Below are 25,267 nucleotides of genomic sequence, written 5' to 3'. Positions count from 1 at the left end.
AATATCTAGAGTTTGGGAGCATTTTCTATGAGGACTTCTTTTTTACTACGGAGGAGAATATTTGCGTTTGTGGGAATTCTTATCTTTGGTTTCTTAACTTTTCCGGCTTTTTCACAATCATCCAATAAAGTGGTACGGGCGCAGAAAATTGCCAATCACTTTGCGGCGATTAAAACAATGACAGGTGATTTTATTCAATTTAGTCCAAAGGGAAAAATGTCTCAGGGAACATTTTATTTAGAGCGTCCAGGAAAAATTCGTTTTATTTATAAAAAAATACCCTTACAGATCATTGCAGATGGTCAATTCGTAGGAATTAACAATCGCGCTTTGAATACTTGGAATTTCTCAAAACTCTTCCAAACACCGATGAAATTTCTGTTGGATGATAAAATTGATATCTCATCAGGGCGTTTATTAGCATTTCGTGAAGATCCTGGGGCGGTGACGATTGTTCTGCGGGATAAAAGCATTGGCGCAGGGCAAATAAGGATGGTTTTTGATTCTAAAACCTATTCTTTACGTCAGTGGACAATTGTTGATCAGCAGAACTTGGAAACCACTGTGCAAATTATGAATGTGCGTACAGGTGTGCGGTTTGCGGATGGGATGTTTAAACTCCCCTCTAAGAAATAAGAGTATGCTATCATCTTATCGGAATTGAAACAGATGTTCTTTCGTCTTGCTACTTGGAATATTAACTCTATTCGTTTGCGGCTTACACAGATTTTTCAGTATTTGGAACTCTTTTCTGCAGATGTTTTATGTTTACAGGAAACGAAATGTCCAGATGCTTTATTTCCAGTTAAGGCCTTTGAAGCGGCCGGATATAAATATATCGCATTCAGTGGACAAAAATCTTACAATGGTGTGGCAATTGTATCACGTTTGCCTTTTAAGAGTGTTAAAAAGCGTTTCTTTTGTCAAAAACAAGAGTGTCGTTACATTTCTGTGATTGTTGAAGTCTATGGTAAGAGCATGCGGATTCATAATTTTTATGTACCTGCTGGGGGAGATGTGCCTGACGCTGATGTCAATGAAAAATTTCGTCATAAACTTGACTTTCTAGAAGAAATGTCTTCCATCCAAGCTGATCAGGGAGACGGTCTTTCTTCTCTTTTGGTGGGCGATTTGAATATTGCTCCTTTGCCAGAGGATGTTTGGTCTCATAAGCAATTGTTGAAGGTAGTAAGTCATACGCCAATTGAAACTGAGCGGCTACAAACTTTATGCTGCCAAGGTGGGTGGGTTGATCTGATGCGGATGCATATTCCTGTTCCTACCAAGCTTTATACGTGGTGGAGTTATCGTGCACGGAACTGGGCACGTGCTGATCGTGGGAGGCGGCTTGATCATATTTGGTCTTCTCCCAATTTAGCGCCTTTTGTTGCAGAGCTTTCAATTTTTCGTCATGCACGGGGATGGAATCAGCCTTCAGATCATGTTCCAGTGCAAACTGTATTTGATTTTTCAGGTTAATTTTGAAATAAGAAGTAAATAAAGTATTAATAGTTGATTCTGAGGAAATGCGGGAGACTAGATGTATATCAGAGATCTCAAAAGGAGTGCTTCTAACAGATTGCTTTACAGTGTTTTGTTTTCTTTTTTTATATTCTCAGGATGTATGGTTGGTCCTAATTACCAGAAGACATCTTTTCGTGTTCCAGCCGTTTGGGGAGAACAGTCTGAAAAGACGTCTGGGCATGCGGTTGCACTTGCTGGATGGTGGCGGCATTTGAATGATCCTATTTTGAATGCGCTCATGAATGATGCAATTTCTGGAAATAATAATGTTGCTGTTGCCAAAGCACGGGTTCGTGAGGCACGTGCTGGTTTGGGCCAAACTGTCGGATTTCTTTTGCCAAGTGTGTCAAGTTCAATTTCAGGAACCCGTAGTGGTTCTGAGCAATCTGATACGTCTTTAAGCCAATATCGTAGCGGTTTTGATGCAAGTTGGGAGCTTGATTTTTTTGGTGGGCATAAGCGGGCAGTTGAAGCTGCACATTATGGCCTTGAAGCTGCTGTGGAAGATATGCGTGCTACCATGGTGACGCTACTTGGAGATGTGGCAACAAATTATGTGCAAGTACGTGGTTGGCAACAAAAATTGTTGATTGTGCGGCAAATTGCTGCATCACAGCGTAAAACATATGAATTGATGCGTGCTAAATTAACAGCGGGTGATGCTTCAGAGCTTGATATTTCAAATGCGCAAGCACAAGTAGCTAATACAGAAGCAGATGTAGCACAGATGGAAGCAAATTTGGCAATGAGCATTCATCGTCTTTCTGTCTTAACTGGTCATGTACCTACTGCTTTGAGAGATCTTTTACAAAAAAATGCAAAACGAGCGAAAATTCCGCAACCGCATTGGCCAATATCAGCAGGAATTCCTGCTGATATTTTATTAACACGTCCAGATTTACGACGGGCAGAACGCCAATATGCGCAAGCGACAGCACGGATTGGTCAGCGTGAGGCAGAGCGTTATCCATCACTTACTTTAACCGGTAATATTTCGACAGTAGCAACGGCAATTGATCAATTATGGAAAAATTCAACGATTGGGTGGTCTTTTGGGCCAGGTCTTCGTTTTCCTTTTTTTAATGGAGGGCAGATTATTGCGTCTGTTGCGGTGGCGCGTGCACAACGCGATCAGGCTTTTATTACCTATCGGGCTGCTGTATTAGGAGCTTTAGAAGATGTGGAAAATGCGCTTGTAAGATTGACTAAAGAACATCAGCGTTTAGAAAAGCTTATCATCGCTAATAAAGCTTTTCTGCGTTCTTTGCAACTTTCACGGAGCCTTTTTGAAAATGGAAATACCAGCTTTCTTGAATTGTTAAATGCTGATCGCTCTTATTATTCTGCGCAAATGGCGCTTAAAGATAGCCGTATTTCTTTGGTGACCCAATATATTGCGCTGATGAAAGCATTAGGTGGTGGTTGGGATGGTGTTGTTGATGTGTCACGTCCGGAAGTCATTGATGGTGTACGCCGTTCGCGTACAAAGGTAGAGCAATGAAAAAAAAAATTATCAAAAATTTTATTAAAGAACGTAAAAAACTTTCCTTTTTGTTAATTGCTATATTCTTTATCATTTTGTTTTTATGGTTGCGTTCTGTTTTGTTTGGAACATCATTGCCGGTTTATATGACAGCGGTGGTCAAGCGTGGTGATATCGAGGAAAGTGTCTTGGCTTCTGGTCTTGTGCGTCCTTATCGATTGGTTGCTGTTGGTGCACGTGCAACAGGGCGGGTGGTTTCAATGCGCGTTTCTCCGGGCAGTGTTGTGAAAGAAGGCGATCTCTTGGCAGAAATTGATCCTACAGATCAAGAAAATGATCTGAAAGGAAAAAAAGCTGCATTATCTCACTATTATGCGAGCTTATTAGAGCAAGAAGCCTATCTCACCCTTGCACAGAAAAACTTAGAGCGTCAGAAAAAAATGATTGAAACACGCGCTGTTTCACAGGCAAACTTGGATGACGCTGCAACGCAAGTAAAAATACGCGAGGCACAAATTGCTCAACTTCGTCAGCAGATTATACAAGCACAAATTGATGTGGATAGTGCGGAGGTTAATTTAGGCTACACGCGGATTACTGCCCCTTCAGCGGGAACAGTTTTAGCAACGGTCGTGGAAGAAGGACAGAATGTTAATGCTGTTCAATCAGCACCGACAATGGTTATTTTAGGTGATTTGTCAAAAATGACAGTCAAAGCGCAAATTTCAGAAGCCGATGTTCTTAAAGTTCAGCCTGGGCAGCCTCTTTATTTTACGGTTTTAGGCAATTCACAACGTCGTTATGAGGGCATTTTGGAAAGGGTAGAACCGGCGCCTGAATCGATTCGCGCTGATGTGAGTATTAATCCTGGTATGGTGGGAGGGTCTAGCTCTCTCGTTTCATCAGCTATCTATTATAATGGGATTGTACATGTTGATAATGCAGATAATTTTTTACGAACTTATATGACTGCGCAAGTTCATATCATTTTGGGGCGTGCTCAGAATGTTCTGTTGATTCCAAGTGATGCTTTGCGTGATGAGACGAACGAGCGTAAAGCACGGGTTTTTGTTTTGGTGGGGAAAGATGAAGTGGTTGCAAAACAAGTGACCGTTGGACTTAATAACAAAGTCATGGCTGAAATTCTTTCAGGGCTTGAGGAGGGTGAAGTGGTGATCACAGGTTCGTCTGATGGAGTGATGCCAGATATTCCTGATGAACAAAGCAAAGATGAAAGTTAAAGTATGAAAGCAAAGCAAGCAGATGCTGTCCTCGTTTTGGAAAATATTGTGCGCAAGTTTCCAGCTGGTGAAACATTTGTCACTGTTTTGAAAAATATCAATCTTACCATTAAGCGTGGTGAGATGGTAGCAATTGTAGGAGTTTCTGGTTCAGGAAAATCCACGTTGATGAATATTTTAGGCTGCCTTGATCGACCAACTTCTGGTTGTTATTGGGTTTCAGGGAAAAAAACAGCTTTCCTCTCTGCTGATGAATTATCCGCTTTGCGACGCAATCATTTTGGATTTATTTTCCAGCGCTATCATTTGTTGAATGAATTAACGGCTCTTGGTAATGTTGAAATTCCGGCTGTTTATGCAGGATGTGCACCGGAAGTGAGAAGAAAACGTGCAAAAGACCTTTTAACACGCTTAGGTATGGAAAATCGGATCCATCATCGTCCAAATCAGCTTTCTGGTGGTCAGCAACAGCGTGTTTCGATTGCCAGGGCTCTCATGAATAATGCAGAGGTTATTCTTGCTGATGAACCAACTGGTGCATTGGATAAAAAGAGCGGTCAAGAAGTGTTGCGTATTTTGGATGAGCTTCATCAAGAAGGGCATACCATTATCATGGTAACCCACGATATGCAGGTGGCTGAAAGAGCAGATCGTATCATCGAAATCAGTGATGGAGAAATTATTGCTGACAATGTGTCAAAAGTTGCAAAAACAAAAACTGATAGTCAAGTTCTTTATAGTAAACAAGATCTGAAAGATCAAAAAACACTCGGTTTTTTTCGTTCTTTTGCGGAGCGGTTTCGTGAGGCATTTGTTATGGCATTATTGGCTATGAATGCCCACCGAATGCGGACTTTTTTAACAATGCTTGGGGTGATTATCGGAATTGGCGCTATTATTGCAATGGTGGCTTTGGGAAATGGTACACGAGAAAAAATCTTAGAGAATTTTAAAGGTTTGGGTTCTAATACCTTAACAATTTTGCCTGGAAAAAGCGTATCTGATCCACAATCGGAGAAAATAACCAGTCTCGTTGAAGCTGATGCAGAAGCCTTGTCAAGATTGCCCTATGTTTCTGGTGTAACGCCTCAGATTTCAGCAAGCTCTACGATACGTTTTGGTTCAGTGGAAGTGGATGCTGTGATTGCTGGGGTTGGAGAACAATATTTTCAGACACAAGGACTCAATGCGGTTCAAGGGAGGTTGTTTGATCAGAAAGGTGTGCATGATCGAGCTGTTGATCTCGTGATCGAAAAAGAAGCACTTGCTGTACTTTTCCCTCATAGTCATGAGAACCCACTTGGGAAAGTAGTTCATGTGGGAAAGGTTCCAGCACGTATTGTTGGTGTTGTAGATCCGCAACATAATGGAAGTACCTCAAGTACGTTGCAAGTTTATTTACCCTATACAACTGTGCAAACGCGTTTTCTTGGAACAACACAGGTCCGGGCAATTACGGTTAAAATTGCTGATAATGTTGATTCAAATTTAGCGGAGACTATGGTACGGCGTTTTCTCATTATGCGCCATGGTGAGGAGGATTTTTTCATTAGAAATTCTCAGTTATTCCATGATCGTATCATGGAAAGCACTCATATTTTAACGCTTTTAGTGTCTTCAATTGCAGCTATTTCGCTGATCGTTGGTGGTATTGGGGTGATGAATATTATGCTAGTTACGGTTTCAGAGCGGATCAATGAAATTGGGGTGCGTATGGCTGTTGGGGCACGCCAGAGTGATATTTTGCAGCAATTTTTAATTGAAGCAATTTTGGTGTGTATCATTGGGGGTGGTTTGGGAATTCTATTTGGAATGTCTATCGGTGGTTTGTTTTTGCTCTTTAAGGCGCCTATCCATCTAATTTATACAATTGATTCGATCATCTTATCCCTTACTTTTTCCACTCTTATAGGGATATGCTTTGGCTTTTCGCCAGCACGACAAGCTTCACGGCTTGATCCCGTTATTGCCCTCTCACGCGATTAAGCGGTCATTAATTGAGGCATGTTTGTTGTTATGTTTTCCAATTGGATGAAACTCTTATTGGAGAAGCATTTTTACAAAAGGAGCATGAATGAGCAAAATATTTGTTAAGTTCTACCAAGCGGTTTTATGTAGCGGATGATATACTGGTAGAAAAGAGTGAAAAATGGATTATAGAATGACGTGCAGACTGGTCTTCTGTTTTCACTTCTCTCGATATTTATCAGTGTGGTTAGATGCATTTTAAAAAGCATGAAGTTGTCCAAGAAGGTTATACATTTATGCTGTAAACTATTTTCTTTAAGAAAGATATAGCTAAGAACCATATAGATTGATGAGTTAGCGCGTAAAATGAATGGGATTTTGATATTGAATAATGAGGGAAGTGAAGAGCAAATTCCATTCTTTTGCTGATAAGTAAAATTTTCTTAATTGGTTCTGTTGAGAGTAATATTCCATTGTGTAAATAATGAATAAATGCAGTCTTAAAGTTTTTAGGTAGAACATTGTGGTACGTATCGGTAAAACATTTACCAGTCTTAAGATTGCTGAGGACTTAGCGGGGGAAGGGAAGTTTGTCTTGTTTCTTGTGCCATCCTTGGCTTTGATGGCACAGATAGTACGTGAATAGACAACGGATACAGAAATCGGATTACACTCTTTTACTGTATATTCAATACACAGGTTGGAAAGCATTGTAAAAGTAGTGATGATATTGCTGAAATTGATATGTTTGATCTTGCTTTTCCTGGGACAGTTGATGCGGTAGAACTTTTAGAACGTGCGGGTGATGTTGTTGCAGATACAAATGACTGTTGTGTTTGCAACATATCAATTCGTTCAAGTGATTGCTGATGCTCAGAAAAAGTATGGTTTTCCCACATTTGATCTCATTATTTATGATGAAGGCGCATCGTACAACAGGTGCAACGCTGGTAGGAGAAGATGATCCAATTTTGTTAAGGTGCATTCCAATGATGTTATTTGTGCCAAGAAGTGCCTTGATATGACAGCAACACCACTCATTTTTGGTGATAATGCAAAAAGTTGTGCACATGAAGCGAATGCAGTTTTTGCTTCGATGAATGATGAAAAGCTTTTTGGAAAAACATTTTTTATCATAGTTTTTCATGAGCGGTACAAAATGACTTTTAAATTGACTATAAGGTTATTGTCTTAGCAATGGATGAAAAAACTCGTGAGTTCAGTTGTTCCAAAGCATCTTAGTAATGACTAGTCTGAACTTGTTTTTGATGATGCCGCGAAAATTATCAGGTGTTATAAGGCACTTATAAAACAAAATATGATGGCTGATGTTGGAAGTTGATCGATATTTCATGCATTGTGCTTTAGCGTTTTGTAAAAATATTCACAGTTCTGAACTGGTCCGTGATAAGTTTTCTGCGGTTGTTAAAGAGTATCTTGGTTATATCAACAGAGAGGATACGGAAAATGAGCTATTTCTGAAGTGTGAGATCGAACATGTTGATGGCACTTTCAATGCCAAGGATTGTAGTACTTTACTCGATTGGCTGAAAATTGATACTGGTGATGATATTTGTCGTATTTTGACCAATGCACGTTGTTTGTTTGAGGGAATAGATGTTCCAGCTTTTGATGCGATCGTGTTTTTAAATCCACGGAAGAGTCAGACTGATGTTGTCCAATCGGTTGGGCGTGTGATGAGTCGGTTTGAGAGAAAAAAATGGGGTACGATTTTGCCAATTAGCGCTCCCTCTGGTACTCCAGTGGAACAGGCTTTTGAATAACAATGATAAATATAGGGATATCTGGAAATTTTGAATACTTTGTGTGCGGATGATGATCGTTTGATCTACGATTAATAAGGCATCCATAGGGCAAGATGTGAGCAATGTGATTTGAGATTATTGGTGTCACTTAGAGTTCTGAGTTTCTGACTGTTCCTTTCGGTTATAGAGGATCTTCCTATCCTATAACAACCTGCACGATCAGGAGTTGAAATATCAGGGTATAATCACGTTATTACAGAGAAAGTGCAAGGAGAGTTTTTTTTCTCTGTGGATGAACTTTCTTGTGCGACTATGGCAAAGATTGTCGAAAATGCGGTATGTGTGATTATTGGGAAGATTGGGCTAGTAACATTGCTGAGATTGCTAAAAATCATATCGCGTACTTAACAGGCATTCTCTCTGAGTCAGATACCGAAACGCGATAAGCCTTTGATCAGTTTATAGTAGAACTATGTGTTGACTTAAACGATACTCTCACAGAGGTTGATGCGATTGAAATGTCGGCATAGCATATTATCATGCACTCTGTTTTTCAGGTGTTGCTTGAAGAGTGTTAGTTTACGCGTGAGAATCCTGTATCGCGTGCTATGTAGTGTATAATGGTTGGCATATTTTAGAGCGACTTATCCCGACGAAATGATTACAAGGGGTGACTTGTTTTATTATGTTTATAAAATCTTGCATTCTGAGAATTACCATACACGTTATGCGCATAATCTGTCTAAACAATTTCCGTATATTCCAACAGTTAAAAGAGTAGAAGATTTTTGGGCTTTTGTTAAAGTTGGTCGAAAGCTTGGCGAGTTGCATATGAATTAAGTATAGGTTGAGCCCATATCCCGTTGCATATAAACAGGGTGATCCAAGCACATGGATGATTTCTGATGAGGTGCATTTTTATCGTGTTTAAGCGATGAAATTTGTTGGTAAGTGTGGTGATGTTGACAAAAGTACAGTGATTTATAATGCGCATATTACTGTGTAAAATATCCCTCTTGAAGCTTATGATTATGTGGTGAATAGTAGAAAACTCTTGAATGGATTAATGGAGTGATAGGTTATTAAAACTGATAGGACGAGAGATCTTATCAATGATGCTAATTGCTATGCTGTTAAAATAGTTGATAACCCTGCTTATCCCTTAGAATTGTTTCAACGGATTATTATTGTAAGCTTAGAAACAATGAAAATTATTCGCAGTTTTCCAAAATTGGCAGTGAGAGAAACTGAAAATGTTAAGTTATTCATTGTACCGTAAAACAGCGTCGTTTAAGGTAGTTAGCTATAAGGCTCATGTTGAAATTTTACACATGAGGTTTTTGTAAGAGTGTGTGGTGTGTACTCAGGTTAATGCATTGATGGGAGTCTCTCATTTCAAATCTGCTTACGATGAATCAATCAAAATCGTTTTTTAGCATGTCATAAGTAAAATTGGCGTGTTATTTTGTTTAAGAAAGGAGAAAGTATCTTTTATGAACGCTCTCATATAAGGTTTGCAACATTGGGGGCATTATAGTTTTGAGAGTGCGGCTTGCACTTTTATTTATAAACGTAAAATAGATTTTATAGTAATTCTGGGAGGGGGGATATCATGCATGGACAGTGCCGTGGGATGAGCTTGGGATGTATTGAGAGATGTTTCTTTAATACAAAGCGTATGAATGTGCAACACAAGTGTATTTTTTTTTGGGGGGTGTTCTGCTTTGCATGAGAGTAGGGTTTGCTTGTCGAGTTTTATGGAGTGAAGCGCATGAAGTGATCAACAGGTGGCAAGATTTTTAGAAAGCCGATGTGAAAGGTTTAGAATGCCGTTCTTATATATACCTGAATAGTTTTTATATATTGGAATGCAAGAATGCGTATTTTGTTGAGTTGTTGTATCATACTTTCATCATTACTCTTTTTAACGGGATAGGCAATGAAATTGATATTAGGCATTAAGTATTTGAGTTCACGCATCGAGCGCCACATGTGATAATCATGGGTGACAATGTACACTGTTTTGTAGTGGTGTTTTTTGATCCAAAACGCGCTTTCTTCGGCATTTCCTTTTGTGTTAATCGCTTTATACCCAATGTCAACGCAACAAGCAAAGAGCTGGGGAGTAATATGTGTACTACGCGTGAATCTCTTGAGAGTGGTTGTTGTGTTTACTCCACTGATCAAGAGCCGCGATCCAAAACCTTGCTGTAAGAGATCCAGTCCTGTTTCTATTCGGTTTTCTCCTCCTGTAAGAACGATGATTGCATCTGCTTTCGGTAGAGGAGAGGGTGGTGTCAGTTGCTCAGTTTTTTCAGAAAAAACAACAAAACCAGCGCAAAAGAAGAGAACTATCATTAAAAGAAAAAATGTTGTTGGTGGAAAATAACGAAATAAACAACAAGAATGCCGTAAATTACATGGTTTACGCTTTTGGAAAGAAGGTTCTAGATTGTCTTGTGGCAATGGTTGGGAGTCATATGAGTTGTGGGTCATAAAATTAAAATAAGCCATTTTCACATTGATCGATTTTTTTAAGTTGTGCCAGAATGGTTATTCGGTTTGTAAGCATGGTCAAAAAAGAAACAAATAAAATAAGGCCAATGATTTTTCCATAAGGAATGGAACTTATGGAAAAATGTCCAAACAAAGCAGTTACTTGGCTGGCTTCAATTTTCCCTAGGTTGTAGTTTGTCCAAAAGGAAAAAGCACCAAACAGAAGTATACTGATAGCACCACCGTAGAACGCACCGCGGAGTGCAGTTTTAAAAAAATGCCAGTCAAATTGTCGTGCAATGAAAAGGGTCTCAGTACCTAGAAAATATAAGACATTAATAATGTGCGCATTTTCTGCTAGTGCATTGCGTGTGGCAAAAATAATCGTCAATATTAGTGAGCCTAGAACCAGTATTAAAATTGACACGCCAATGAAAACAGTTGTTTGTGCCATTCTCGAAAAACGTTTCACCCAAACACGGTGATCATCAAACTGACCTCCTGGAATTTGTGTTTTGATTGCTTGATTGATGGCGCGAAAGTTGATCTCTTCCTCTTCTTTCAGTGTTACGATGATAAGGCGAGGAAGGGGTAATTCATTCAAGTTTAATCCCGTTCCAAGCCATGGTTCGAGCAATTTTTCTGTCGCTTTTTGATCAACAATTGTGGCATCTTGTACACCATGAAATGTTTTAACCAATTTTACTGCATCACGAAGAACTTTTTCGGTATCAACATTTTCAATGGGGCGTATTTGAATTGTTGCTTCATAGCTAATTTGGTTGCTCCAACTATGAGAAGCACGTTGCACAAAATCAACACCGATTAATGTGAGACTTGAGAGAAACGTCATAATAGCGATTACTGCAACCAGTGCTTGCCCAGAAATGTTATCGCTGGGAATAATAGCTGTTGAGATTTGTTTATCGCTTGTAAAAATTGGAAAAGACTTATTCATGAATTGTCATCCGTCCATTGTAGAGAAGCATCCGCCGTGCTGCGACTTGTTCCATCAGAGCAATATCATGGGTGGCAATGACGACAGCTGTTCCAAAACGGTTTAATTCAATAAACAAGCGTAACAAGCGTTTTGCTAAAGGTGGATCAACATTTCCTGTTGGTTCATCCGCCAGAAGTATTTCAGGTTGATCAATGAGTGCACGTGCAATGGCTACCCTTTGTTTCTCTCCGCCAGAAAGAACTGGTGGTAAAACATGAATATGATTTCCAAGGCCCACCCAACAGAGAAGATCTTCCACTTCGCTGCGATAAGTTGCTTCTTCTTGTCCTTTAATGCGTAATGGTAAAGAGACATTTTCGTAAGTAGTCATGTGATCAAGGAGACGAAAGTCTTGAAAGACAACACCGATACGTTGTCGTAATGCGGGGAGCTCTTGTCGTTTCAGCAATGCTGTATCGTTGCCAAATAAATCAATATGACCGCGGGTTGGTTTGAGCGCCAGAAACATAAGACGCATTAATGATGTTTTTCCTGCTCCAGAGGCACCAGTGAGAAATTGAAATGATCCTGGAGGAATGTGAAAGCTAATATCACGAAGGATCTCAGGGCCCATTCCATAACGCAGACCAACGTTTTCAAAATGAATCACTTTTCGTTATCACTCCTACTTTTCTGTTATCACTTCTGCTTTTATATTTTAAGGACCTTTGCTCTTTTTGCTTGAGGCTCTTGGTTTGGTTCATACTCCACACGCTTCACTTTTTTTCAATAACAAAAACAGTAAAAGAAAAAGAGCACCTCTCAGAATATCATCAATTGTTACATTTTTCTTATTTATTTTCATTCATGATTTTAGCAGGAATTTCAGGGTGATTCTAGCAGAAACGTGCAGGCAACTTTTTCTATTTTTGAGCGTCTTTCTTGTCTGGTTGTTGAAAGCTGTTGTGTCTTTATGGCTTCAGACCGTGGTAGAATTCATACTCTGTCGTTTTGAATGTTTGTTTTTAATCATTTTACAATTTGAATGACAGCCTCAAAAACAGTAGATTCTCTTATTTCAAACCTTTTTTCTTGTTTTTCATAAGAGAGAGCAATGTTTGGGTAAAAACCATTTAAGAAAGGTGTAAATCTTTCATGAATTCTCTCAACACAAGGGCAATCGCAACATTTTGAGTTGGCAAATAAAATGGTGGTGCTAGTTTGGTGCTTTACCGGTGATTTTAGCAGAAAAGCTGGGATAATTTGAGCAGTCAAGCTAAAGCTACCGTTGGGATTTAGGTTAAACTACGATTTCTTTATTTTGACGATTGGCAATAAGATCATCAACGACTTGTGGTTCAGCAAGAGTTGAAATATCTCCTAGATTATCAAAACTATTTTCAGCAATTTTTCGCAAAATACGTCTCATAATTTTTCCCGATCGCGTTTTAGGGAGCTGAGAGGCAAATTGAACTTTATCCAATAGGGCAATGGAGCCTATTTTCTTTCTGACATGTCTGATAAGCTCTTGATGCAACTCTTCACTTGGGGTTGTCCCTTCCATTAAGGTGATAAAACTGTAAATCCCTTGTCCTTTAATGGTATGAGGGTAGCCAACAACGGCGGCCTCTGAAACAGCGGGATGCGAAACAAGCGCTGATTCAATTTCTGCTGTCCCTAATCTGTGTCCAGAAACATTGAGAATGTCATCAACCCGCCCTGTAATCCAGTAATAGCCATCGCTATCGCGCCTACAACCATCACCTGTAAAATATTTTCCTTTGTAGGTGGAAAAATAGGTTTGAATAAAGCGTTCATGGTCATTATAGAGTGTGCGCATTTGTCCAGGCCATGAGTCAATAATGCAAAGATTACCTTCTGCCTCACCTTCCTGAATATTTCCTTCTGTATCTATGATTTGGAGTTGTACCCCAAAAAAAGGACGTGTGGCTGAGCCTGCTTTAAGCGGTGTTGCACCAGGCAGGGGCGTGATCATATGTCCTCCTGTTTCTGTTTGCCACCATGTATCGAGAATCGGACAGTGATTGTTTCCAACCGTATGATAAAACCATTCCCATGCCTCTGGATTAATAGGTTCACCCACGGTACCTAAAAGACGCAAGGATGTTCTTGTTGAGTGTTCAACAAATGAATTACCTGCACCCATTAAAGCGCGAATAGCTGTTGGTGCGGTGTAGAATGTATTCACTTGATGTTTATCGACAATTTCCCAGAATCTACCTTTGTCGGGAAAGGTTGGTGTCCCTTCAAACATTAAAGTGGTGGCAGCGTTGCAAAGAGGACCATAAACCAAATAAGAATGACCGGTAATCCAACCAATATCAGCAGTGCACCAGTAAATTTCACCAGCATGATAATCAAAAACATATTTATGTGTTATGGATGTATACACAAGATAACCTGCTGTTGTATGTAAAACACCTTTAGGTTTACCTGTTGATCCTGAGGTGTAAAGAATAAAAAGTGGATCTTCAGCATTCATCTTTTCTACTGGACAGTCTGTTTTGGTGTGAGATACTTCCTCATGATACCAAAAATCACGTCCCTCTGTCCAATGGATTGGTCCACAGGTCCGCCGTATGACCATGACTTGATCCACATGTACATTCTGGCGAGCTGCAATCTCAATAGCATGGTCAACATTGTCTTTTAAATTAATCTGTTTTCCTCCACGCAAGCCTTGATCTGCGGTAATAACGAAAGTCGATTCGCAATCTATAATGCGTCCTGCTATTGCTTCAGGAGAAAAGCCTGCAAAAATAACTGAATGAATAGCGCCAATGCGAGCACAGGCTAGCATTGCATAGGCCGCTTCAGGGATCATGGTTAGGTAAATGGTAACTTTATCACCTTTTTTAACACCGTGATTTTTTAAGATATTTGCAAAACGACAGACATGTTCATAAAGTTCATTATAGGTTATCTTTTTATCGTGATAAGGGTTATCTCCTTCCCAAATTAGTGCGATTTTGTCACCATGGGTTTTTAAATGGCGATCAATGCAGTTATAGGCAACATTTGTTATGCCATCTTCATACCATTGAATCGATACTTCACCGTTAAAGGAAGTATTTTTTACTTTTGTATAAGGCTCAAACCATTCAATACATTGACCATGTTTTGCCCAGAAGCTTTCTGGATCATTGATGCTTTCCTGATACCATTTTTGATAGGTCTCTTCATCGATCAAAGCATTTTTTTTGATATCATCTGGTATTGGATAGATTTTTTCAGACATATGTTCCCTCTTTTCATTTATTTTTTGGAAAAATGAGCCATTGTATTTTTGCGTTTTTGGCAGAGTTTTTCCAAAAGTTTCTCTTCTTGAGATTAGCTTAAATTACAAAGATTGGAATAGTCAATTTTTCAAATCTGATGCGATTGTATTTAAGAGTACGCATTTTTATGCTGTTTTTAAGGTGCTCAAATGCGGTAGAGTACATTATAAAAAAAGGTGTAGATTGTATAAAATACATAAATAGCGTATTGTTATATAAAACTTTTTATAAGCGCATAAAGAAATTAAAATTAAAAAAACATATAAAAGGGAGATGGGATGAGAGCGATTTATAAATTATTGGTAACATTTGTAAAGTCATTCCCGAAGGACGTATATTGCGATGGTATAGGTTTATGACTTCCATAAATGTAAAAAAGTGGTATTCAGTGTTTGCATTATACTATTTACAGATGAAGCTCTGAGATAAGATTGGGATCTAGGGGAAATGTTTCTTAAAAAACCACAAAAGGTAGGAATGAATTGAAAATCTAGAATTAACCTTTTTCTTGTTTTTTTAGAGCAGGAAAGAAATCAAGTAAACTATCTGATCATACACGTCCTTAGAATATCCTTAAAACAATGGGAAAGTGTGTTGGATGATTTATCAATTTGAATATTTTTTTTTAAAACTCTTTTGTTTCAAAAAGGATAAACTCATTAAAGTATTAATATAAACCAGTATATTTACGAAAACCATTAATGATAAAGAACAGAATTACTATGCATAATATTGTTTTTACAGCTTCCTTTCAACTGAGATCACTAAATTTTCGTAAAATAGGAATACCTAAAAATGTAAAGAATTATTATCTAATAATTCTTTAATCTGGTCAAAAATATTCATCATAATAAAATTCCAAGAAAGAGATATCTCTGAAGACTGTTTTATCTATAGATATTTAACTTTGGTATATTTTTTTGAATATGGTTACAAAATTACTTAACTTCAGAGATATCTTTGTAGCTATTCTCTATAAATTAGAACTAACATTCATGAGCTTTCTTTACCAAGTTTCAAAGAGCACTTCCTAAGAAAATTCCTCCGAAACCTATGAGGCCACCTGTAACTGCACCTGTTGGTCCTCCAGTTATAGCACCTGAAATGCTGCAAATACTCCTATTTGAGCTCCTATTTGCAAGCCGATTGCACCCATGTGATAAGCAAAATCACTAGAGCTACATGTACTTCTATAAACAGGTGTTGAATCATCTATAGTATAAACTAAGCCTGAATCGAACATACTTACTTAATTATAAAAATCATATCACAATGATACAAATTAATTGGTTATCATGCATTTTAGAGCAATATCAAATTTAATTTTTAAAAATAGTAATAAAAGCGCTGTATAAATAATAAATGTATTATCTGTATTCATAGTATTACTCCTAATAAATAAAGTAATACGTGTTAAATGTAAAACAATAATAAATACTTATTGTTAACAAAAGCATAAAATAAAAAGAGTTATTCATCTGAAAAATTAGAATTCTTCTCTTTGTTTTAAAAGAAATACATTCATATCTTTATCGGACTCAGTTTCGTTGCTATTATTTTGTGTTTTTTGGCTTGGTGAATTTTATTTTTCAGGCAATTACTGATAGCATCTTATCCTTTTCAGCGTACAGAAAATTTATGTGCTATCATTGAAATTTGGGTGTCGTATTTACACCCATCTTTTAAGCCGCTTCTGCTTGTTTTACGCCATTGGCAAGTGGAGGAACTGTTCACACGTATTGGAGAAGTTGATACAATGTTTTTAACGGAAACCATCGCAAAAATCGTGCTGAATGTTCTTTTGCGGTTATTTATCTTGCGGTACTCTTTTCCATTCGTGTGCAACTCACATGCATTTTTTTATCATTTTGCCTTTATAAATGGGTTCTTTTTTTTTTGGCACTTTTGGTGGAGGGGCTGATCAGAGAGGGCGCTTTCCAAATAAAGCAGAGCCGATGCGAAGGACGTTAGAACCAAATTGAATGGCTGTTTTAAAATCATTGGACATGCCCATTGAAAGCTTTGGAAGACCAGCTTGTTTTGCTAATTTTGCTAACAGGGCGAAATAGGGACCAGGGTTCTCTTCTACAGGGGGAATGGCCATAAGACCTATGATATCAAGTCCATAGTGATTTTTACATTGGGCAGCAAAAGGAATCACTTCTTGTGGTGCAATGCCATTTTTTTGCGGTTCTAAGCCAATATTGACTTGAATGTAGCAGGGGAGCGTTCTTTGTTGTTTTTGCATTTCTATGCTTAAGCTTTTGGCTATTTTTTCGCGGTCGACAGTTTGTATGACATCAAAAATTTTGACTGCTTGTGCTATTTTATTCGATTGTAAAGGGCCGATGAGATGAAGTTCAATATTTTCAAATTGTTGACGCAAAACTGGCCATTTTTCAGTCGTTTCTTGCACGCGGTTTTCTGCAAAAACAGACTGACCTGCTTGTAAAAGAGGGAGTATGTTTTCTGCAGATACAGTTTTTGAAACAGCAATAAGCTGAACCTCTTCTGCGGGGCGATGATAGTTTTTGCATGTTTCAGTAATGTCCTTTTGTAGATTTTTCCATGCTTCAATGCAAGAGTTATGGGGGGTGATGTATGTGCTCATCTTTTCATACTTTCTGTTTTTATTGAGTGATTGCATTATTATTTGTAAGAGCTTTGAAAAATACTTCGTGAAATATTTACTGAAAATGTTGACGAAGGGGTTAATCCATGGTCAAGCATAAAACAAATTTTTTAGTTCAATTTTATAAAGAGTATAATAGAAATGACAATTGAACATTATCATTTAGGCGAGCGCTATAATCCACGTGCTCAGGAACAGAAATGGCAAGCAATTTGGGATGAAAAGAAAATTTTTCAGACTGTCCAAGAAGATCGCCGTGAAAAATATTATATTTTGGAGATGTTCCCTTATCCTTCAGGCCGCATTCACATGGGGCATGTGCGCAATTATGCCATGGGGGATGTAGTTGCTCGCTATAAACGCGCAAAGGGATTTAATGTGCTTCATCCTATGGGGTGGGATGCTTTTGGTATGCCTGCTGAAAATGCTGCTATGCAAAATAAAGTGCATCCCAAAACTTGGACCTATCAGAATATTGCTGTGATGCGTGGGCAGTTAAAGCAGTTAGGACTCTCAGTGGATTGGTCGCGCGAGTTTGCTACTTGCGATGTGGAATATTACTATCGCCAACAAATGCTGTTTCTTGATTTTTATCAAAAGGGCTTGGTGGCGCGCAAAGTGGCTAAGGTGAATTGGGACCCCGTTGATCAGACTGTTTTGGCGAATGAGCAGGTTGTTGATGGGCGCGGTTGGCGGTCTGGCGCCTTGGTTGAACAGCGTGAATTAACGCAGTGGTTTTTAAAAATTAGTGATTTTAGTGAAGATTTACTGGCAGGACTTGAAGAGCTTGAACAGTGGCCTGAAAAAGTCCGCATTATGCAAAAGAATTGGATTGGGAAGTCACAAGGACTCCTGATTCGTTGGGCTTTGAAGCCAACAGAGGGAAGTGATGAGGTTTGTGAGTCCTTTAACGAAGTTGTCTGTTATTCCACCCGGCCTGATACGCTGTTTGGAGCTTCCTTTTTGGCGCTCTCTGTCGATCATCCCATTGCGCAAGCTCTCGCGAAAAAGGACAAAACACTGAGCGATTTTATTGAAAATTGTCGGTGTGGTGGAACAACAAACGCAGCGCTTGAAACAGCTGAAAAACAAGGATTTCTTACACCTCTCTTGGCTGTTCATCCCTTTGATGCAACGGTGCATATTCCTGTCTATATCGCCAATTTTGTGCTTATGGACTACGGAACGGGAGCTGTTTTTGGCTGTCCTGCCCATGATCAGAGAGATTTCGATTTTGCTCGTAAATATGATCTTCCTGTGCAGCCGGTGGTTTTGCCTTCAGGGCTTGAGAGAGAAGATTTCGTCATTGCTGAAACGCCTTATATCGGTGATGGGGTGATGATCAATTCCAGCTTTTTGGATGGTTTGACACCACAACAGGCTTTTGAAGAAGCAGCTAAAAGGCTTGAGAAGCAAATGCTTAATGGGCAGCCTCAGGGGGAAAAAACAGTGCAATTTCGCTTGCGCGATTGGGGTATTTCGCGTCAACGTTATTGGGGATGCCCTATTCCAATGATCTATTGTATATCTTGTGGGGTAGTTCCTGTCCCGCGTGCTGATTTACCCGTTGTGTTGCCTGATGATGTAACGTTTGAGCAGCCGGGTAATCCTCTTGTGCGCCATGAAACATGGCAAGCAGTTGCTTGTCCTGTCTGTGGAAATCCTGCTAAACGCGAAACCGATACAATGGATACATTTGTTGACTCTTCTTGGTATTATGCGCGTTTTACGGCACCTTTTGCACAAGAGCCCGTTGATCAGCAAGCAACAACTAAATGGTTGCCTGTACAACAATATATCGGTGGAATTGAACATGCAATTTTGCATCTTCTCTATGCGCGTTTTTTTATGCGTGCCATGAAATTGATGGGGTATGTGACTGTCGATGAACCTTTTAAAGGGCTGTTTACCCAAGGGATGGTGGTGCATGAAACTTATCGGGATGAGAAGGGATGGGTTTCACCAGAAGAAATTTCGATTGTTGAAAAGGATGGGAAACGTCAGGCTTATAAATTAACTGATCAAAGCGAAGTGACGATTGGTTTGATTGAAAAAATGTCAAAATCAAAAAAGAATGTCGTTGATCCTGATGAGATTATTGCATCCTATGGAGCCGATACTGTGCGCTGGTTTGTTTTATCCGATTCTCCTCCTGAGCGGGATGTTATCTGGACAGAATCGGGTGTTGAAGGAGCACATCGTTTTGTGCAACGCGTTTGGCGTTGTGTGGCTTTGAGTGTTCCGGTGTTAAAAGATGTGGCGCCTTGTGCTGGGCAGCAGGGAGCGGCTTTGCAACTCTCAAAAGCAGCACATCGCACGCTCCATGCTGTGGAAGATGATTTGGAAAAATTTGCTTTTAATCGGGCAATTGCACGTCTTTATGAATTCTTGAACATCATGGCGCCATTGTTAAACAGGATAGAAAATGTTGAGGATGAAATGAAGGCTGCTTTGCGTCAAGCGATGGATTTTTTTCTTGCGATGATTGCTCCTATCATGCCTCATTTAGCCGAGGAATGCCACGCTGCTTTAGGGGAGAAAACTTTAATGTCTGAACTTCCTTGGCCTGTTTGTGACCGCGCATTAACCGTTGAAGAATGCTATACCTTACCAGTACAGATTAATGGTAAAAAACGCGGTGAGGTGATTGTGGCAGCAACAGCCAGTAAAGCAATGATTGAAGAAGCTGTTTTAGCTCTTGATTTTGTAAAGGCACATCTTATCACAAAGTCCGTGAAAAAAATGATTATTGTTCCACAAAGGATTGTCAATGTTGTTCTTTAAAAGTTTTATTCCTGCTGGTTTAGCGGTTTTATTCACGCTTCTTTGTGGGTGCAAAATTGAACCACTTTATCGTCAGGTGCCTCAGATGTCGATGATAGAGTCTGTTGCGGATAGGTCTTCAAGGAAAAATTCTTTAGGACTTTCTGAAAAGCTTGCCTCTATCGTCATTGAAGAACCGTCAGATCGTTTTGGTCAAATGGTGCGCAATCATCTGCTCTTTCTTCTTTATGGAAATGGCAGTAAACCTTCTACTCCGATTTATCAATTGGTATTAAAGATCTCTGTATTTACAAAGGAATCTGTCCAAATAGAGATTGATTTCGACAAAAAGAGGAGCGGGCGGCCTTCCGTTGGAACCGTGATGAGCAAAGCATTTTATACCTTAAAAAATATGAAAAATATTCCTGTTGCCAACGGCATGGCAACTATGAGCACATCCTTTGAGAGGATGCGCCAAGAATATGCAACTCTGCAAGCAGAGAAAGATGCGCGGAAGCGTGTCGCTGAGGAGTTGGCTGAACAGATTTTCTTGTTACTTTCAGGGGATCTTGCAAAAAGTTAAACGTTATTTTGTCGGTTGTTTTTTCAGTTTTCGAGGAAGCTTTGCAAACCTTTCTCGGTTAAAGGATGTTTGATGAACGCTTTTAAGATGGCGGTTTGTGGCAACATCTGCATCACTTAGTGCTAACGGTAGGACAACTCTGCGTGTGTCTTTTGAACGGCTGCTCCAAGAATATGCAACTCTGCAAGCAGAAAAAGATGCGTTAAAGCATGTGGCTGAGGAACTTAGCTGAATAGATTTTCCTGTTGCTTTCAAGGGATTTTGCAAAAGGTTAAGCGATATTTTGTCCGGTTTTTTTCCAGTCTTCGAGGAAATTTTGCAAACCTTTCTCGGTTAGGGGATGTTTAACCAGTGCTTTTAAGATTTCTGGTGGAACAGTGGCAACATCTGTACCGCTTAGTGCTGCTTCTTTGACGTGATTAACGGTGCGAATTGAAGCTGCTAAAATTTGCGTTGCAAAGTTGTAGTTATCATAAATTGTGCGAATTTCATAAAGCAGGTCACTCCCATTTATTCCGTAATCATCGAGTCTGCCAACAAATGGTGAAATGAATGTTGCTCCTGCTTTGGCGGCTAATAAGGCTTGATTGGCAGAAAAACAAAGCGTGAGATTGGTTTTTAATCCTTGCGCTGTCAGAGCTTTACAGGCTTTTAATCCATCAAAGGTTAAGGGAAGTTTGATGCAAATATTATCAGCAATTTTTGCTAAAACAGCTGCTTCTTTCATGATGTCTTCAAATTCCGTTGCTGCAACTTCGGCAGAAACAGGTCCACGTACGAGAGTACAAATTTCTTTTGTAACTTCAAGAATATTGCGTCCTGATTTTAAGATGAGTGAGGGATTGGTGGTTACACCATCAATGAGGTTTAAATTTTGTAATTCTTGGATCTCTTCAATATTGGCGCTATCCACAAAAAATTTCATCTCCCATCTCCTTAGTTTTTCGCTTGTTTATTCAAAGCTTGTGATGCTTTCTCCTGTTTTTTTTGTTATGCGCTATTGTTTATGGCAAAAGCAAGAGGGAGCACATGCACTCTCATATGGTAAGTTGGAAAAAAAGAAAAATGAGGCATTGGAAAGAGGCTAAACTGTGCGAAGGTTTTGTTTATGATGTTCTCTAGTGTTTCTGTTTGTGAGCTACATTATATATAATAAAGTCAATAGATTATATGCATTTATTTTATATAACTCCCTTTAGAATCAACACTTTTATGCTCGATTCAATTGACCATTTTTTATAAAAGATTGTCTTGTATGAGCAAATCATGATGCGGATATTATAACGCATGTAACGTTCAAATGAAATGTACAGCAGCTCCCTTCATAATATGTTTCGTTTCATAAACTTAGATAGTCACTGTTAGATGCGATCGTTTTAAAATTATCGATAACATAAATTGCATGAGTTTAAAGATAACATCTTGTTTTATGATTGGATCACATGCATGGAGATATGGGGGTATCTCTTATGGAGGAGAAAAGTTGCTTGTTTTGTTGGGGGTGGTGAAGAGATATGCATTAAATGGACAGGGTTGCCAAGAGGTGTTTTTGATGGGGCGTTGTTGATGGGAGGAGTGATACGCTATGCAAGGAAGGTTTCGTAACGGATGATTTGTCAAAGATAGAAGTGCAAGGTCAAAGTTGGTATATAAGGGGACTATGAAAAGTTGGTACAAAAAATGAAGTCACATGTGACAGAGGGTGTGAAGGAGAGAAAGATTGTTTCGGTCTTGGTGCCTCTTCCTGTTGTGCATGCTTATAGTTATGAAGTTCCCTCTTCTATGGAGTGTGAAATTGGTTCTTTTGTTCGTGTTCCAGTGATGGGGCGCTACGTTTGTGGTTTTGTCATTGGTATTGGAGAGCAGACGGCAAAAGATGGGCAAAGTTCTGCATCGGTGGCGCGTGACAAACTCCGTGCTCTTCTTCATGTTTTTGATTGCCCGCCATTAAAGGCAGAGATGATTGCATTCTTGCGTTTTGTGAGCCGATATACAATGGCTCCTTTTGGTCTTGTTGCACGATTGGTTTTGTCTGTGCCGGCTGCTTTAGAACCAGAAGCACAAATGTCAGGTTTGCGGTATTGTGGGGGAGATGTGGGGCGTTTAACACCAGCACGCTTAAGGGTTTTAGAATTGGCGCGCGATGGTGAGGTTTGGACACGTTCTGGTCTTGCGCATGCGGCAGGAACTTCTGTTTCTGTCGTTGAAGGATTAAAATCGCTTGGAGTTTTTGAAGAGGTTATGGTACCGCCATCTGCGCTTGTGGCGCTGCCTAATCCGAATTTTGATCCGCCGGTGTTAGAGAGAGAACAGAGTGAAGCTGCGCGACTTTTGCGGGAAGGTGTTGTGTCTTCGCAGTTTCAAGTTTTTCTTCTTGATGGTGTAACGGGGTCAGGAAAGACGGAAGTGTATTTTGAAGCGGTTGCCCAAGCGCTTATAGAGGGTAAACAGGTTTTGATTTTATTGCCGGAAATTGCTTTAACACAACAATTCTTAGATCGTTTTCATGCGCGTTTTGGAGCCGCAGCGGCAGAATGGCATTCCGATTTGACACCACGTCGTCGGGAGCGTGTGTGGCGGCAGGTGGCAGAAGGACGGGTGCGGGTTGTAGCTGGGGCACGTTCGGCACTTTTTCTCCCCTTTCATGAACTTGGGTTGATTGTTGTCGATGAAGAACATGATGGTGCTTATAAACAAGAGGAGCGTATTTTTTATCATGCACGTGATATGGCGGTTGCACGTGGCTCTTTTGAGCATTTTCCTGTTGTTTTATCCTCAGCAACACCGTCGATTGAGAGCCAAGCAAATGTTTTAAGAGGACGTTATCAAAAGGTGCATTTGCCATCACGTTTTAAAGAAGCAGCACTTCCACGGTTGCGGGTGGTTGATATGCGTCAAGGAGGTGTGCAAAAGGGGCGTTTTATTTCCTCTGCTCTTGAAGATGCTTTAAAACAAACGCTCGAAAAAGGCGAACAAGCTCTCCTTTTTCTTAATCGTCGTGGTTATGCGCCTTTAACTTTATGTCGGGTTTGTGGTCATCGTTTTCATTGTAGCGATTGTTCAAGTTGGTTAGTTGAGCATCGCGCGCAAGGGCAGCTTAAATGCCATCATTGTGGATATCATCAGCCTCTTCCAGAAGCTTGTCCTGAGTGTGGGACTTTAGATCATCTTGTCGCTTGTGGACCTGGTGTGGAAAGAATTGCGGAAGAAACACGGATGCTTTTTCCACAGTCACGACAATTGATTTTGTCAACTGATCTCAAAGGGGGGATTGGTCAATTGCGTCGTGAATTGGAAGCAATTGCGAAGCGCGAGGTTGATATTCTTATTGGAACGCAGCTTGTTGCGAAAGGACACCATTTTCCCGGGATTTCTCTGGTTGGGGTTATTGATGCGGATCTTGGGCTTGCAAATGGCGATTTACGTGCGGGAGAGCGTACCTTTCAGCTTTTGTCGCAGGTCACAGGGAGGGCTGGGCGTATGGGATTGGAAAGTTTAGGCCTCTTGCAAACCTATCAGCCTGATCATCCGGTGATACAAGCTTTGCTTTCGCAAAAAGGTGAGGATTTTTATACTTATGAGATTGCCATGCGTGAACATTATCATCTTCCACCTTATGGACGGCTTGCTTCTTTGATTGTGTCTTCAGAAAAACGCCAAGTGGCAGAATATTATGCACGTGCGTTGCGCCAAGTTGCACCCGATGAAAAAAATATCTCTTTGATGGGCCCCGCGGAAGCTCCACTGGCTCTCATTCGGGGGCGTTATCGTTTTCGGCTTTTGCTGCAAGGGCAACGTTGTTTTGATATACAAAGCTTTATTCGCGCGATGCTTGCAAAGGCACCCAAAATGCCTTCTTCCGTTCGGGTTCAGATTGATATTGATCCACAAAGTTTTCTTTAGAAAAAATTGTTATAATGAGAAGGTATATTTGCTTAAAAGGGTCTTTTAGACGAGAGTCTGTTTTATTATTCTCTGCTTTCTACGGACGATAAAATTTTTTGATTGTGTTTTCCTGAAAACACTAAGTTGCCGAACGTTATGCATATGCGCTGCGCCAAGTTTCACCCGGTGGGAACAATATCTCTTTGATGGGTCCCGGGGAAGCTCCTCTGGCTCTCATTTGGTGGTGTTATCGTTTTCGGTTTTTACTACTTCTTTTTTATAGAGGTAGTGCTCTTTTGATCTGCAAGGGTTTATTTTGTGCACTGTTTGTTAGTGCACCGAAAATGTTTTTTTTGTTCGGGTTCCGATTGATATGGATTCATAAATTTTCTTTAGAAAACAAAGTTCTATAACTTTTATAACTCTTTATCTTAAAAGGAGATATTTTTTAAAATATAGCTTTAAAAGGGCTTCTCTTAAAGATGCTTTCTTAAAAGATGGGCAATTTTAAGAAAAAAGATCGGTTTTTTGCTTTTTTATGGTGATGTCCGTTATAACCTCTTGCTTATAAGCTTGAAATAACACATTTTTTCGGTAGCGGTAGCGGTAGCGGTAGCGGTAGCGGTAGCGGTAGCGGTAGCGGTAGCGGTAGCGGTAGCGGTAGCGGTAGCGGTAGCGGTAGCGGTA

18 protein-coding genes and 2 pseudogenes are annotated in these 25,267 nt (G+C 39.8%); 12 read left to right on the top strand and 8 right to left on the bottom strand.

Annotated elements, in window-relative coordinates:
* Positions 1 to 27 precede the first annotated feature (27 nt).
* From O9A_RS00800 to O9A_RS08640, 7 genes and pseudogenes are all read left to right on the top strand, one after another.
* Entirely contained in the window at positions 28 to 636 is a 609-nt protein-coding gene (locus tag O9A_RS00800; RefSeq protein ID WP_034457846.1) for a LolA family protein, read from the top strand.
* A 33-nt stretch (positions 637 to 669) separates the two neighbouring features.
* On the top strand, positions 670 to 1,479 hold the full coding sequence (locus O9A_RS00795; RefSeq protein WP_034457844.1) for an exodeoxyribonuclease III: 810 nt from the start codon (positions 670 to 672) through the stop codon (positions 1,477 to 1,479).
* Between the two features lie 61 nt (positions 1,480 to 1,540).
* The gene (locus tag O9A_RS00790; RefSeq protein WP_034457842.1) at positions 1,541 to 3,025 is read left to right on the top strand and encodes an efflux transporter outer membrane subunit; all 1,485 of its coding nucleotides are present in this window, start codon (positions 1,541 to 1,543) and stop codon (positions 3,023 to 3,025) included.
* Entirely contained in the window at positions 3,022 to 4,248 is a 1,227-nt protein-coding gene (locus O9A_RS00785; RefSeq protein ID WP_034457840.1) for an efflux RND transporter periplasmic adaptor subunit, read from the top strand. The genes O9A_RS00790 and O9A_RS00785 overlap by 4 nt, the downstream gene beginning before the upstream one ends.
* A 3-nt stretch (positions 4,249 to 4,251) precedes the next feature.
* Positions 4,252 to 6,234 (top strand): MacB family efflux pump subunit, encoded by a 1,983-nt coding sequence (locus O9A_RS00780; RefSeq protein WP_034457838.1) that lies wholly within the window; start codon positions 4,252 to 4,254, stop codon positions 6,232 to 6,234.
* 517 nt (positions 6,235 to 6,751) lie between these two features.
* A pseudogene (locus tag O9A_RS07555) lies at positions 6,752 to 8,557 on the top strand (DEAD/DEAH box helicase family protein); the annotation flags it as partial.
* Positions 8,558 to 8,606: 49 nt separating this feature from the next.
* Positions 8,607 to 9,261: pseudogene (locus tag O9A_RS08640) on the top strand (type ISP restriction/modification enzyme); the annotation flags it as partial.
* 542 nt (positions 9,262 to 9,803) lie between these two features.
* Here the strand turns inward: O9A_RS08640 and O9A_RS00770 are convergent.
* The 6 genes from O9A_RS00770 to O9A_RS00750 all read right to left on the bottom strand — a co-directional run bounded on the left by O9A_RS00770 (position 9,804) and on the right by O9A_RS00750 (position 17,328).
* Complete coding sequence (locus O9A_RS00770) at positions 9,804 to 10,478, bottom strand: YdcF family protein (protein ID WP_084790508.1); 675 nt, start codon at positions 10,476 to 10,478, stop codon at positions 9,804 to 9,806.
* A gap of 4 nt (positions 10,479 to 10,482) precedes the next feature.
* Positions 10,483 to 11,436 (bottom strand): cell division protein FtsX, encoded by a 954-nt coding sequence (locus tag O9A_RS00765; RefSeq protein WP_034457834.1) that lies wholly within the window; start codon positions 11,434 to 11,436, stop codon positions 10,483 to 10,485.
* Positions 11,429 to 12,088 (bottom strand): cell division ATP-binding protein FtsE, encoded by a 660-nt coding sequence (gene ftsE, locus O9A_RS00760; protein ID WP_034457831.1) that lies wholly within the window; start codon positions 12,086 to 12,088, stop codon positions 11,429 to 11,431. Before ftsE ends, O9A_RS00765 begins: the two co-directional genes overlap by 8 nt.
* A 359-nt stretch (positions 12,089 to 12,447) precedes the next feature.
* Positions 12,448 to 12,693, bottom strand: a complete 246-nt coding sequence (locus O9A_RS07900) for a hypothetical protein (RefSeq protein WP_154656357.1) — start codon at positions 12,691 to 12,693, stop codon at positions 12,448 to 12,450.
* A 25-nt stretch (positions 12,694 to 12,718) separates the two neighbouring features.
* Complete coding sequence (gene acs / locus O9A_RS00755; RefSeq protein ID WP_034457828.1) at positions 12,719 to 14,677, bottom strand: acetate--CoA ligase; 1,959 nt, start codon at positions 14,675 to 14,677, stop codon at positions 12,719 to 12,721.
* Positions 14,678 to 16,638: 1,961 nt separating this feature from the next.
* Positions 16,639 to 17,328, bottom strand: coding sequence for a YggS family pyridoxal phosphate-dependent enzyme (locus tag O9A_RS00750; protein ID WP_034457826.1), 690 nt, complete (start codon positions 17,326 to 17,328; stop codon positions 16,639 to 16,641).
* Positions 17,329 to 17,490: 162 nt separating this feature from the next.
* On the opposite strand from O9A_RS00750, the gene leuS reads away from it, so the two are divergent.
* From leuS to O9A_RS08525, 3 genes are all read left to right on the top strand, one after another.
* The gene (leuS, locus tag O9A_RS00745) at positions 17,491 to 20,133 is read left to right on the top strand and encodes a leucine--tRNA ligase (protein ID WP_034457824.1); all 2,643 of its coding nucleotides are present in this window, start codon (positions 17,491 to 17,493) and stop codon (positions 20,131 to 20,133) included.
* Positions 20,120 to 20,695: a hypothetical protein gene (locus O9A_RS00740; RefSeq protein WP_034457822.1), complete on the top strand. Its 576-nt coding sequence runs from the start codon at positions 20,120 to 20,122 to the stop codon at positions 20,693 to 20,695. Before leuS ends, O9A_RS00740 begins: the two co-directional genes overlap by 14 nt.
* Before the next feature lie 97 nt (positions 20,696 to 20,792).
* Positions 20,793 to 20,927, top strand: a complete 135-nt coding sequence (locus tag O9A_RS08525) for a hypothetical protein (protein ID WP_280949012.1) — start codon at positions 20,793 to 20,795, stop codon at positions 20,925 to 20,927.
* A 39-nt stretch (positions 20,928 to 20,966) separates the two neighbouring features.
* Here the strand turns inward: O9A_RS08525 and fsa are convergent, their stop codons facing one another.
* Positions 20,967 to 21,620 carry a fructose-6-phosphate aldolase gene (fsa, locus tag O9A_RS00735; RefSeq protein WP_034457820.1) on the bottom strand — a complete coding sequence of 218 codons (654 nt, stop codon included), beginning with the start codon at positions 21,618 to 21,620 and terminating at the stop codon, positions 20,967 to 20,969.
* A gap of 521 nt (positions 21,621 to 22,141) precedes the next feature.
* Here fsa and O9A_RS07895 point away from each other — a divergent pair.
* Positions 22,142 to 22,300 carry a hypothetical protein gene (locus tag O9A_RS07895; protein WP_154656356.1) on the top strand — a complete coding sequence of 53 codons (159 nt, stop codon included), beginning with the start codon at positions 22,142 to 22,144 and terminating at the stop codon, positions 22,298 to 22,300.
* Between the two features lie 75 nt (positions 22,301 to 22,375).
* On the top strand, positions 22,376 to 24,598 hold the full coding sequence (locus O9A_RS00730) for a primosomal protein N' (protein ID WP_034457818.1): 2,223 nt from the start codon (positions 22,376 to 22,378) through the stop codon (positions 24,596 to 24,598).
* Positions 24,599 to 25,087: 489 nt separating this feature from the next.
* Here the strand turns inward: O9A_RS00730 and O9A_RS08085 are convergent.
* Positions 25,088 to 25,267 (bottom strand): hypothetical protein (locus O9A_RS08085; protein ID WP_195890909.1); only part of this gene is annotated, 180 nt, incomplete at its 5' end.

This window comes from Bartonella koehlerae C-29 (assembly GCF_000706625.1).
Lineage (GTDB): Bacteria > Pseudomonadota > Alphaproteobacteria > Rhizobiales > Rhizobiaceae > Bartonella > Bartonella koehlerae.
Note: the sequence above shows the minus strand (reverse complement) of the source record. Positions and strands in the feature narration are given on the sequence as shown.